13 protein-coding genes are annotated in these 12014 nt (G+C 69.0%); 4 read left to right on the top strand and 9 right to left on the bottom strand.

The genetic code is table 11. The features are described from left to right. Position 1: 1 nt before the first annotated feature. The 3 genes from YIM_RS22285 to YIM_RS22275 all read right to left on the bottom strand — a co-directional run bounded on the left by YIM_RS22285 (position 2) and on the right by YIM_RS22275 (position 3066). On the bottom strand, positions 2-244 hold the full coding sequence (locus tag YIM_RS22285; protein WP_228004907.1) for a helix-turn-helix transcriptional regulator: 243 nt from the start codon (positions 242-244) through the stop codon (positions 2-4). 360 nt (positions 245-604) lie between these two features. Continuing rightward, positions 605-1888 (bottom strand): FAD-binding oxidoreductase, encoded by a 1284-nt coding sequence (locus tag YIM_RS22280; RefSeq protein ID WP_153032179.1) that lies wholly within the window; start codon positions 1886-1888, stop codon positions 605-607. Between the two features lie 224 nt (positions 1889-2112). Then, entirely contained in the window at positions 2113-3066 is a 954-nt protein-coding gene (locus tag YIM_RS22275) for an NADP-dependent oxidoreductase (RefSeq protein WP_153032178.1), read from the bottom strand. On the opposite strand from YIM_RS22275, the gene YIM_RS22270 reads away from it, so the two are divergent. Further along, positions 3065-3721, top strand: a complete 657-nt coding sequence (locus YIM_RS22270; RefSeq protein WP_228004906.1) for a TetR/AcrR family transcriptional regulator — start codon at positions 3065-3067, stop codon at positions 3719-3721. The two genes, YIM_RS22275 and YIM_RS22270, sit on opposite strands and share 2 nt — an antisense overlap. Before the next feature lie 128 nt (positions 3722-3849). On the opposite strand, the gene YIM_RS22265 is transcribed toward YIM_RS22270, so the two are convergent. Beyond that, positions 3850-5001 (bottom strand): FAD-dependent monooxygenase, encoded by a 1152-nt coding sequence (locus YIM_RS22265; protein ID WP_153032177.1) that lies wholly within the window; start codon positions 4999-5001, stop codon positions 3850-3852. A 120-nt stretch (positions 5002-5121) separates the two neighbouring features. Here YIM_RS22265 and YIM_RS22260 point away from each other — a divergent pair, with 120 nt between their 5' ends. Together YIM_RS22260 and YIM_RS22255 are read left to right on the top strand one after the other, a co-directional pair. Next, entirely contained in the window at positions 5122-5457 is a 336-nt protein-coding gene (locus YIM_RS22260; RefSeq protein ID WP_153032176.1) for a helix-turn-helix transcriptional regulator, read from the top strand. 271 nt (positions 5458-5728) lie between these two features. Continuing rightward, entirely contained in the window at positions 5729-5992 is a 264-nt protein-coding gene (locus YIM_RS22255) for a hypothetical protein (protein WP_153032175.1), read from the top strand. Positions 5993-6190: 198 nt separating this feature from the next. Here the strand turns inward: YIM_RS22255 and YIM_RS22250 are convergent, their stop codons facing one another. Beyond that, the gene (locus YIM_RS22250; RefSeq protein ID WP_153032174.1) at positions 6191-6775 is read right to left on the bottom strand and encodes a TetR/AcrR family transcriptional regulator; all 585 of its coding nucleotides are present in this window, start codon (positions 6773-6775) and stop codon (positions 6191-6193) included. Positions 6776-6877: 102 nt separating this feature from the next. Between YIM_RS22250 and YIM_RS22245 the strand changes: the two genes are divergently transcribed. Then, positions 6878-7927: an aldo/keto reductase gene (locus tag YIM_RS22245; RefSeq protein WP_153032173.1), complete on the top strand. Its 1050-nt coding sequence runs from the start codon at positions 6878-6880 to the stop codon at positions 7925-7927. Between the two features lie 337 nt (positions 7928-8264). Here the strand turns inward: YIM_RS22245 and YIM_RS22240 are convergent, their stop codons facing one another. The 4 genes from YIM_RS22240 to YIM_RS22225 form a co-directional block, all read right to left on the bottom strand. Next, the gene (locus YIM_RS22240; RefSeq protein WP_228004905.1) at positions 8265-9665 is read right to left on the bottom strand and encodes an MFS transporter; all 1401 of its coding nucleotides are present in this window, start codon (positions 9663-9665) and stop codon (positions 8265-8267) included. A gap of 16 nt (positions 9666-9681) precedes the next feature. Continuing rightward, complete coding sequence (locus YIM_RS22235) at positions 9682-10173, bottom strand: SRPBCC domain-containing protein (RefSeq protein ID WP_153032172.1); 492 nt, start codon at positions 10171-10173, stop codon at positions 9682-9684. 112 nt (positions 10174-10285) lie between these two features. Then, positions 10286-11503 carry an RNA polymerase sigma factor gene (locus YIM_RS22230; RefSeq protein WP_153032171.1) on the bottom strand — a complete coding sequence of 406 codons (1218 nt, stop codon included), beginning with the start codon at positions 11501-11503 and terminating at the stop codon, positions 10286-10288. Next, complete coding sequence (locus YIM_RS22225; RefSeq protein ID WP_153032170.1) at positions 11500-11835, bottom strand: YciI family protein; 336 nt, start codon at positions 11833-11835, stop codon at positions 11500-11502. The genes YIM_RS22230 and YIM_RS22225 overlap by 4 nt, the downstream gene beginning before the upstream one ends. Positions 11836-12014: the final 179 nt, after the last annotated feature.

Below are 12014 nucleotides of genomic sequence, written 5' to 3'. Positions count from 1 at the left end.
ACTATGCGACCTCAAGCAGCTTGAGACGCAACCCCGATCGCCAGGGAATCGGCGACCTGAATGCGGTTATCGGGGTCAGGATCGCCGAAAGGCGGGTCTTGACGGCATCAGCTCGGTCGTGAACCGGATCGCCTTGGCGTGACCATTCTTCAATAGACATGTTGGCGATTGTCACGTCGACACGGGCCGCCAATTCGGTGAGCGTCATCCCGCGCTCGGCGAGCAGGCTGTCCAGGTGGACCACGATCGCGTGGGGCTCGTCCGGATGACACCATGGCCGGTGAGCAAACCGAACCACGGCACCTCGTCCAGTTATGGCAACCGGATCCCCGCCAGCGCGACCTGCTGGCCGAAACTCGGCGTGGTGTCGCACAGCCGGGTCACCGTCGCTCCCGCGACCCGTACCCCAGCCTCCACCTGCGGACTGTGGACAGGCGGCGAAAAGCTGAAACCGGCCACGTCGACGCACACCTCGTCACCTGGCCCCAGTGACGCGATCTGGGTGACATGCCCGGTGGCCCCCTGCCTGCAGTTGACGACGAGCCCGCTCCTCGTCGTGGCCGGCAATGAACCAGAACAACGGCCGCCTCGTCTGAGTTCCGGCTCAGCCCATCACCGTGCCCGAGTTCGCGGTGTTTCGGTTGCGCTTACGAGAGAACGCACCCAGGTCGATCTCCAGGCCGGTGCGCGGGGCCCGGAACCGGACGGGCGACACGTCGTGGTCGGCGCCGTTCTCCACCTGGTTGATCAGCTCCGTCATCAACTGCCCCACGACCGGCGCGTTCTTGAACTGGTTGCCGCTCGTTCCGATCGCGAGGTAGAAGCCATCGAGTTCGGTGCGGTCGTAGATCGGAGTCCAATCGTCGGCGACGTCGTAAACGCCCACCACGCCGCGCGCCCGGTTGGGCACCGCCAGGTCGGGCAACCGCCGCGCGGCCCGCGTCACCTGAGCCTCGAAGACCGCGGCCGTCGGGTGGATGTCGACGGCGTCCGGGTCGTCGGTCCACTGCATCGGGTCGCACTCCGGTTCCGTTCCGCCGACGAGCAGGTCCCCGCCTGCTTCGCCGCGGAAATAGGTGCCCAGATCCATGTCCGCCACCATGGGCCCGCCATAGCCCGCCGGGACGGGCACATGCGCTACTTCCTGCCTCATCGGGCGCACACCGACGGTGAAGTCGGAACCCACGCCGGCCAGCCGATTCACCGCGCCCGACCACGGACCGGCCGCGTTGACCACGACGGCACAGGGAATCCGGGTGCCGTCCGACAGACGCACCGACGTCACGCGCCCGCCGGCCTTCTCCACAGCTGTCACCGTGCTGCGGAAGCGGAACTCCGCCCCGCACGCCGAGGACGCGGAAGCGAGGTTCACCGCGGCGAGGCTCGGGTCCGAGACGTAACCGGCATCCGGCGTGTACACGCCACCGAGCGAGTGTTTCGCGTCCTCCCAGAATTCCTCGTCGTCGAGCCGCTTCGGCGGCCAATAGCGGCCGACGTCGATACCGGGAACGCGCTCGGCCAAGGTCGCACTGTCCCATTCCTCGTAGGGAACACCGATCTCGTCGAACAACGGAAGCCATGACGCACGCGGAGCCGCCTCGACGTCCAGCATGACCAGCCCGCTCTTGCGGAAATCCGCGAGGTCACCGACATCGTGCCCGAGGTGGCCGGCCCAGTCGAGCCAGCCGAAATGCGCCTCCCACGCCGTCGCCACCCCGGCGGTGGTGGAGAAGTTGAACCGGACGATCGCACTCGACGCCGAGGTCGACCCCTGTCCAGCCCCAGGGGCGCGATCGAGCACGATCACCCGGTGCCCCGCACGTGCGAGCTCGAGGGCGATCGACGAACCGATCACCCCTGCCCCGATCACGACCACGTCAGTACTCATGCGCTTACCGGGCACGGCAGGTCCTGAGGAGCGTCGCGCCGGTTATCTGGAAAGGTCCCACAAGTCATGTCCTCCACCATCGGTCTTTTCCAATGGATAAACCGTGGGAGTGATCCTGTCAAGCACGGAACGCACCGGCGACGCACTGTCCTGCCGAGAAGCGGGAGTTGGAATTAGCCAGTACTTGTTCGGCAGCGGGATCACCTGGCCGGGCGGCAAGGCGATCACAGGACGAGCATGAGCTTGCCGCCGGGCCGTCGGGATTGGCTGAGCTTGGCGGCCTCGTGGATCTGGTCGAGGGTGTAGTCGCGGGCGATCGAGACGGCCAGGACGCCTTCACCGGCCAGCCGGGCGAACTCGTCCAGCCGGTCGTAGCGCATCTCGATCTGGGTGACCCGGGCACCCAGCTCGGCCGCGGCGGCGAAGTCCGAAACGGTGAGGACCCGGTCGGGGTCCCCCGTCAGCTTGACGAGAGTCGGCAGTGCGCCGCCGGCCGGGCTGGCCTGGCCGGGGCGGTCGATCCGGCCGCCGGTCGGGGCCGTGTCCAGGGCGCGGTCGACGCGGCCTCCAGCCAGCCCGGTGACGCGGTCGGCCATGCCGTCGCCGTAGCCGGTCACCTGGGCGCCGATCCCTTCCAGGGCGGCGGCCCGCGTCGGCCCGGCAGTGGCGATCACCCGGACACCCCGGTACAGCGCGAATCGCACCGCCACCTCGCCGACGGTGGAGCCCGCGCCGTGGACGAGCAGCAGCTCACCCGGATGGACGCCGAGGTCGTCGAGCGCCTGCCACGCCGTCTCGGCCGCCATCGGCAGCGCGGCGGCCTGCTCGGCCGTGACGCCATCGGGAATGCGCGCCCAGCCCGCCATCAGCGCGTACTCGGCGGCCCCGGCCGTCGGCCCGTCGAAGGTCGCCGGGCCGAACACGCGGTCGCCGATCTCGACGCCGGTGACGCCCTCACCGAGCGCGTCGACGGTGCCCGCGACCTCGAAGCCGAGCCCGCGCGGCAGTGGGGGCAGCCGGTCGGCGAGCAGGCCGTCGACCACCGCCCAGTCGGCCGGGTTCAGGCCGCACGCCCGCACAGCGACCCGGATCTGCCCGGGTCCAGGTTCCGGTGCCGGGACGTCACGGAGCACGATCACGTCCGGGGAACCGAACCGGTCGAACTGCAAAGCCTTCATGACCATCTCCATTGTGATGACAGCATCTGTTGTCATCGACCCTAGCAGGACGACAACAGCCTCTGCTGTCATCCTGGTGGCTATGCCGAGATGGGAGTCCGACGCACAGGGCCGCCTCGAGCGCGCGGCGCTCGAGCTGTTCGAAACGCAGGGATTCGAGCGCACCACGGTCGCGCAGATCGCGCGTACCGCCGGCCTGACCGAGCGCTCCTTCTACCGCTACTTCCCCGACAAGCGGGAAGTCCTCTTCGCCGGCCACGAACTCGAAGCCCACCTCGTCGCCCGGGTCGAAGCGGCAGACCCCGGCCTCACCCCGTTCGACGCGCTGCTGACCGCCCTGGGCACCGCCGACGAAGTCTTCCGCTCGCGCGAGTTCCTGCTACGCCGCGCCAGGGTGATCGCCGCCAGCCCGGCACTGGCCGAACGCGACCTGATCAAGCTCGCCGCCATCGCCGCCGCACTGACGCGAGCGCTCGAGCACCGCGGCGTCGAGCCAGACAAGGCACACTTCATCATCGACGTGGCGATCGCGATCTCCCGGCGCGCCACCTCCCGCTGGCTGACCGCCCCGGACGCGACCCTGTCCGAGCTCATCACCCAAGCCGCCACCGAACTGCGCGAAGCAGTCACACCACAAGCCCCGACCCCCCACTGAGCACGGGCTCCCCTTCAACAGCGATCACGCCCAGTCAGACGATGCAGCTGGGGCCAGGCGTATGCGTTGCCCAGCCAACCCGCGCCGCTCGACCACGCGCGATGCGCCGCCGTCATGGGTTCCAGCTGCTACACGGCCTTTCCGTGTGCGGTTTCGCGAGAGGTGATCCGGTTCGTGCGACCGACCGCGCGGCCCACCGTGTTGCGCACCACGAGGCCCGGCCGGGTGCTGGGCACCATGAGCCTGGAGAGCAGGCCGACGCGTCGCTGCCGCGGTCGCACTTCGCGGCGGAGCCGCGACTCGTAGGCGGCGAAGGCGCGGGCGTGATCGCCGTGGTGGGAGGCGAGTTCTTCCGCGAGGGCATACGCTCCTGCCATCGCCATGCTGGACCCGTCGCCCAGCAGGGCGGTGGCCGCCGCCGCGTCCCCGAGCAGCACGACCCGTCCGCGGGACCACGAGGACATCCGGACGGTCGTCAGTGGGTCGAAGAACGGGGCTGGGTGGTCGAGGTACGCCGCCACGAGTTCCGGCGCCCGCCACCGCACGTCGGCGTACGTGTCGGCCACGGTTTGCTTGTGGAGAGCGATGTTCTTGCGGTCGTGGGGCGACAGCCGTGCGGCCCGGAAGGTGAAGATCGCGAGCGGCGTGGTGCGCGAGGGGTGGACGACCAGCATCCGGTTCGGCACGGTCAGCATCGTCAGCTCGCTCGGGTCGTCGATGGCGTCGGGCTCCAGCGGGACGGTCGCGCCGTATAGACCCAGGTCGCTCACGAACTGCCGCTCGGGCCCGAACACCAGACGCCGGATGGTGGAGTGCGTCCCATCGGTACCGACCACCAAGTCGAAACGCCGTGGCGCGGACCGTCGAAACGTGACGCCGACCCCGCCTTCGTCCTGATCGAGCGCGGTGACCGTGTCGTCGAACACGAACTCGGCATCCTCCCGCGCCGACCGGTGGAGCACCTCGGACAGGTCGGCCCGGGTCACCTCGACCGTCGGCGACCCTCCTGAGGCGGAAGGAAGTCGCAGGACTCGTTTGCCTGCCGGGTCGAGCAGGGTCAGCGACCGATTGCGGGTGGCGAGCCCGCGCAGCCGCGGAAGGATGCCCATACGCTCGGCGACCGGTATCGCGGACCCCTTCACGACGATCGCGCTGCCACCGGAGCGCAACTGCCGGGCATGCTCGACGACGGTCGGCCGGTATCCATTCCGGGCGAGCCAGTACGCGAGCGCGGGCCCGGCGATTCCGGCACCGACTACCAGCACCTCGGGCTTCTTCATGACAAGACCTCTCGGAGCGCCGACGACTACATTCCCCGCCGTCTAGGTACGATCGATTTCGTACTCGAGTAGAGCACGCCACCGAGGTACGATGCAAGACGTACCTGAAGGAGGATGTCCGTGGCCGGAACGAATCTGGTCGGCCCAGAGGTCGATGCGCTCGAGCTGGGCGTGGTGCTTCGCGCTCTCGCTGACGAGCACCGTCGTTCGGTGATGACGGAGTTGGCCGCCGACCACACCGACAGCGAGCGAGGCTGCAACTCGTTCGCTCTCCCGATCTCGAAGCAGACCCAGACCCACCACTTCCGGGTCCTGCGCGAAGCAGGCCTCATCAACGAGATCGACTACGGCAACCGCAAGGGCATCCGCCTACGACGCACGGACGTCGAGAGCAGGTTTCCCGGACTGCTCGCACTCCTGGAAGCCGAACACCAGGAAGGTGCTGCTCCTCACTGAACAGAACCCTCGTCGCGCGGCCTGCTTAAACCAAAGAGAATTGCGAGACACCAGAGATCGTGCTCCATCTGAGCAGCAAAGTGCTACTTCCATTGCCGAGAGGCGAGATGCGCAGGCGGGACGGGCTCGGCGGCGTCGCGGTACTGCTCGTCCTGATCGCGATGATCGTGCCGGTGCTGGCTCTTCTGACCTATGGCGTCATGGCCGCGGTGAAGTACACGTCCGCAGGTCCGCCGTCTCCGGCGGCATCAACTACCTCCTGCGCACCGGGATGGCGGTCCGCGAGCGAGAGCCGGGGCAGCGCCGTGATCACTACCGCGTGCACCAGGTGGCCTGGTTCGAAGCACTGACCACCAGCGACAGCGTGTACCGCCGCTTCAAGGACGTCGCCCGCGAAGGCACGGACATCTTCGGCAGCCAGACCGAGATCGGCACCAGACTCGCGCACACCGAACGCTTCTTCGCCTTTCTGCGCGCGGAGATCCCGCAGCTCATGCGCAAGTGGAAGGACCAGGAGGCGCGCCAGCGCAACTGATCCGGCTATCGCCCTCAGCCGGAACCGACACCTCGACCAGGCATGTGGTCGATCTTCCTCAGCACCAGCACCGCCTCACTCGCCGACAGGGCCGGGAGGGCAGCCTGATCAAGAAAGTCGGCGAGGTGATCTACCTTTTGCTGCGATAGAGGCCCCTCCTTGCCGCCGACATGGGTGCATGCGCGAATCGCCGGCTGTTCACCTCGGCTCCGGCGGTTGCTCGAGGCCGGAGAACACGGCGGCGATCAGGCGCCGCCCCTGCGCGGCACCCTCATCGTTGTTCGCCACGCGCCACAGGAAGCTCATCAACATGATGATGTCCGCCGGATCGTGTCCCGCGGCGATCGTCCCTTCGGCCACGCAGGCGTCGACCAGCTTCTTCACTGCCGCGGTGGTCGGCGCCCAGGAGGCGCTGATCACGTCTTGGGCCGCGGCGCTGTGCAGCGCGTCACCGAGGCCGTGCTTGATGCGGATGTAGGCCGAGAGGGTCTCGAACCACTCGATGAAGGCGGCCTTCGCCGAAGAGTGCCGAGCCAGCACTTCGTCGGCGGTAGTGGTCAGGCGTTCGATGTCGTACTGGTAGGCCCCCAGGATCAGGTCTTCCCTGGTGGGGAAGTGGCGATAGAGCGTTCCGGCGCCGACGCCGGCGCGTTTGGCGACTTCGCTCAGCGGCACGAGCGGGTTCTGTGCAAACAACTCGTGGGCGGCCTCGATGATCGCGGCACGGTTGCGCGCGGCGGCCTTGCGCTGCGTGCCGTAGGTGGTCGGCGTCTGGTCGGTCATCACCACATGGTGCCCGCTCGTTGACTCGCGGACAATCCTCCGCTAGTTTGGCAGAACTTGCGGAGGATTCTCCGCAAGTTTCCGTCTTGCTGGAGTTCCCTGATGCGCTACGTGAAGCTCGGCACCACCGGTCTCGACGTCTCCCCCATCGCGATCGGTGCGATGACCTATGGCGAACCCGACCGCGGTCACCCGGTCTGGTCCCTCGGCGAGGACGACGCGCGTCCGCTGATCAGGCATGCCCTGGACGCGGGCATCAACTTCTTCGACACCGCGAACATGTATTCAAACGGCTCCAGCGAAGAGATCCTCGGCCGCGCGCTCAAGGACTTCGCCGACCGCGACGATGTGGTGATCGCGACGAAGCTGCGTCATCCGGTGCGCCCTGGCCCCAACGGCAAGGGCCTGTCGCGCAAGGCGATCATGACGGAGGTCGACCACTCGCTGCGGCGGCTGGGCACCGACTACATCGACCTCTACCAGGTGCACCGCAACGATCACGCCACCCCGTTGGAGGAAACCCTCGAAGCGCTCAGCGAGCTGGTGAAGGCGGGCAAGGTGCGCTATCTGGGCGCGTCGTCGATGTTCGCCTGGGAGTTCGCCAAGGCCCTGCACCTGCAGAAGCAGCACGGCTGGGCCCGGTTCGTGTCGATGCAGGACCACTACAACCTGCTCGCCCGGGAAGAAGAACGGGAAATGATCCCGCTGTGCCTGGACGAGGGCGTCGGCACGATCATCTGGAGCCCCCTGGCCCGCGGGCGGCTGGCGCGAGCCTGGGCGGACGCGAAGTCGACCGCCCGCTCGGAAACCGATGGCGGCTACGCCGACATGCTCTACTCGCCCGCGGAAGAGGCGTCGAACCACGCCATCATCGACGCGGTGGGCAAGGTCGCGGCCGCCCACGGCGTGAGCCGCGCCTCGATCGCCCTGGCCTGGCTGCACCGCCAGCCGGTCGTCACCGCTCCGCTGGTCGGGGCCGGTTCGGTCGAGCAGATCGACGACGCGATCGCGTCACTGGACGTCGAGCTCACCGACGAGGACGTGCGTGCCCTCACCGCCCCCTACACACCGCGGTATGACTGGCAGGGCGTCTCGGACGAGGCGACCATGGACGCGATCCGCGCCCGAGTCCCGGGAATGGCGCTGAAGTGAGGCCGATGGTCCGCTCTGGCGCTACTGCTCGCGTCGGAGCGGCCCTGCTCCTTATCGGCCCACTGGTGTCGTGGGTGGCCGAACTCGTCACGGCGGCGGCGTTCGCGTGAGCACGCGACCGGGACGCTCCACGGGTGGGCCGCGTCAGGTGGTGGTTTGAGCGGCGGTCTTGTCCTCTGCGTCACAGCGGCCGACGTACGGCGCAGGCCGTCGGGTTCGCCCCCCGTCGGTCCTGTCGGGTTGATGTCGAAAGCTACCGGCCACCCACAGCACCCAGGTCCGCGAGTCCGGCACCAGCGGGTGCCCACGTACACCTGGCTGTGGCGGTTGGTCCAGGTCACGGCGCAGACCGTAGCCCGCGGCTCCGGCTGAATCCGGTTGCCGCGGTGACGGCACCGAGTGCGGCGAGAACTCCGACGGCGGCGAAGGTGGTGTGGAAGCCGGCGAGGCCGGTTCCGACCACGAGAATGGCCGACACCCCGGCGACACCCGCCGCGCCGCCGATCTCGCGCATGGTCTCGATCAGGCCGGAAGCGAGTCCCGACTGCGATTCGGTGACCCCGGACAGCGCACCGATCTGCAGCGAGGGCAGGCAGAGCCCGAAACCGAGTCCGGCGAGCAGGAACGCCGGGAGCAAGCCGGTGCCGTAGTCGGCGTCGGCGGGAAGCCGCGTCAGCCACACCATTCCGGCGGTCAGCAACGTCAGCCCCACCAGCAGCAGGCGCCGGACGCCCATGGCCGCGGCGAACCGTCCGGCGGCGGACGAGGTGGCGAAGACGGTCGTCGTGGTGGCCAGCCACGCCAGTCCTGTTTGGACCGGCGTGTAACCGAATTCCTGTTGCATCAGCAGGGAGCCGAGGAAAATGAACGAGAAGAACGCGGCGAAGGTGAGCAGAGCGGTGAGATTCGCCGCGACGAGCGTGCGGTTGCGCAGTGCCCCGGCAGGCACGAGTGGCGCGACCGCACGCTTCTCGATCCACGCGAACGCGGCGATCAGCACGCCCGCCACGGCGAACCAGGCCAGCGCGGACGCGCCGTGGGTGGCGGCATGGTGAAGCGCGTAGACGAAGGTCAGCAGTGCGCCCGTCACCGTGCTCGCCCCCGCGAGGTCCAGCCGGCCGGAACGGCCACGGGTCCCGTCGACGGCGAGACAGGCGGCGGCGAGGCCGATGAGCACGAGGCCGGCGGGCACGTTGATGAAGAACGCCCACCGCCAGCCCGGACCGGCGGCGAGGAAACCGCTCGCGACCACGCCCACCGTGCCGGCCGCGCCGCCGACGGCACCGAAGATGCCGAGGGCACGGTTGCGCTCCCGTCCTTCACGGAAAGCGACGGCCAGCAGCGACAAGGCCGCCGGTGCGATGAGCGCGCCGCCCAGCCCTTGCAGTCCTCGCGCCCAGATCAGCACGCCGATGTGTTGCGCGGTGCCTGCCAGCAGCGATGCGGCGGTGAACAAACCGAGGCCCGCCAACAGGATCCGGCGTCGGCCGAGCAGGTCGGCCATCCGGCCACCGACGAGGAGGAAGCCGCCGAGCAACAGACCGTAGGCGACGACCACCCATTGCGCGCTGCTCTGGCCGACACCGAAGTCCTGCTGGATCGAGGGCAGGGCCACGTTCACGATGGCGATGTCGAGGCCCACCATCGCCTGGGCGGCGCAGGCCAGGCCGAGCACGAGTCCTTGGCGGGGGTGAGCCTTCCGGTATTCCGTGGTGAGGGAACTTTCGCTGATATACATGGGTTCGCTGTCCTTGTCAGCGGTAGCTCCGCATGGGCTGACCGGTTCCGGTGGTGATCAGCTGCGGCAGGCTCTGGGTGGTGTAGAAGGTCCAGCCGCGCGAGCACGCCTCGAAGCAGGCGGACTTCGCCGCGGTGAGGCCTTCGTGCGTGAAGTGCAGCGTCGTGCCCCGCGCGTCGGCGGTGAGGTCGAAGACGACCCTGGTGCCGGTCCACTCGTCGCGGTCGTCGATGAAGGTGAGGTCGGCGTCGACGACGCGCCAGACCATCCGCCGGCCGGGCACGACCTCGGTGAGCTGGAAGCGGGCGAATCGGATGCCCTTCTTGGCTCGGGCGGTCTCCCCGGCGTATTCGATGTCGTCGGTGAAGACGAACTCGTCGTGCTGGGCGGCGGTGTCGCCGATGAGGTTCTCGCTCCACCAGCCGCGCACGTCGGTGATGGCCGCGAAGACCTCTTCCGGCGTCTTGTCGATGGTCGTGGTCGCGGTCAGGTACTCGGTGTTCGACATCTTCCTTGCCTCTCTCCTCGGCGGGTTTGCCCACCGACGAAGAAGGCCGCGCTGGATCGACATCGACCCCGGAGAAATTCGGAAAACTTGACCGCGAGATTGTTTGCCCTGGTCAGAGGGCCGAAAGACGGGCCAGCAGGTAGCGCCGCTCGGCCTCGGTCGGGACCAGCGCCAGCGCCTCCTCGTAGCTGGCGGCGGCCTCGGCGAGACGGCCGTCCCGGCGGAGCAGATCCGCCCGCGTCGCGGGCAGCAGGTAGTAGCCATCGAGCTTGCCGGACTCGGCGAGCTCGTCGACGAGGGCGAGTCCGGCGGGGATGCCGTCGGCCATCGCGACCGCCACGGCGCGGTTGAGGTCCACCACCGGGGACGGCGCCCGCCGCGCGAGCTCCGCGTAGAGGGCGGCGATCTGCGGCCAGTCGGTCGCCGCGGCATCGGGCGCGGTGGCGTGGCACGCGGCGATCGCGGCCTGCACCTGGTACGGCCCGGAACGCCGCATGGCCAGCGCTTCGTCGAGCATCGCGACGCCTTCGCCGATCAGCGCGCGATCCCAGCGCGAGCGGTCCTGGTCCTCCAACGGGACCAGCACGCCGTCGTCGGTGCGGTTCGCGCGGCGGGCTTCGAGCAGCAACATCAAGGCCAGCAGGCCGCGCGCTTCGGGTTCGGCGGGCATCAGGCGGACCAGCATCCTGGCGAGGTGGATCCCTTCGGCGGCCAGTGCCCGGCGCCCGTCTGCTTCGTCGTAGCCCTCGTTGAAGATCAGGTACAGCACCGCGAGCACGGCGGTCAGCCGCTGCGGCAGCAACTCCGCCGGCGGGATCCGGTAAGGGATTCCGGCCTCGACGATCTTGCGTTTGGCGCGCACCAGTCGCTGCGCCATCGTCGGCTCGGTAGTCAGGAACGCCTTGGCGATCTCGGCCGTGCTCAGGCCCGCCAGCGTGCGCAGGGTGAGGGCGACCCGCGCGGGGAACGGCAGCGCGGGGTGGCAGCAGGTGAAGATCAGCCGCAACCGCTCGTCGGGGAACTCCTTCGCCGACGGCTCGGCCGGCTCCCGCTCCAGCACGGCGAGCTGCCGTACCTTCGCCGCCCACCTCGTGTCACGCCGCAGGCGATCGGTCGCCCGGTGCCGTGCCGTCGTCGTCAGCCAGGCGCCCGGCCGAGCGGGGATCCCGTCGCGCGCCCACGTCGCGAGCGCGGCGGCGAACGCGTCCTGCGTGCAGTCCTCGGCCAGGTCCCAGTCCCCGGTCAGCCCGATCAGGGTGGCGACCACCTGGCCCCACTCGTCCCGGTACGCCGCGGCGACCGCGGCGCGGACCTCCTCCGGCGTGGTCATTCCCACACGGGCCGGACCTCGACACAACCCCGGCTCGCGTAGGGGTGCCGCGCGGCGAGCGCGAGCGCGTCGTCCAGGTCGGCGCACTCGACGATGTCGATACCGCCGACGAAGTCCTTCGTCTCGGCGAACGGGCCGTCGGACACCAGCGTCTCGCCATCGCGGACGCGGACCGTGGTCGCGTCGGCCACCGGACGCAGCCGCGCGCCGCCGAGGGTGCCTCCCCGCCGCTCCACCTCCGCCGAATACGCCTGGTACGCCGGGTCCGCCGCGATCTCCTCCATCGACGGCGACACCTTCTCGTCGTCACAGATCAGGAACACGTACTTCATGCCCCCTACTATGACGGCAGGACGCCGTTCGTCGACCTCCGAGGTCAATCGACGCGCCGACCGACCGTCGCGAGCGTTCCCGGCAACGGGCGGGCTGTGAGGATCTGCTCATCGGCCTCTCGCGGCCCGTCAAGATTTGCCCAAGAAATCCTGCATGCGACCGACGGATACTCACGTCA

This window comes from Amycolatopsis sp. YIM 10, assembly GCF_009429145.1.
GTDB lineage: Bacteria > Actinomycetota > Actinomycetes > Mycobacteriales > Pseudonocardiaceae > Amycolatopsis.
This window is presented reverse-complemented; position numbering and strand designations above follow the sequence as displayed.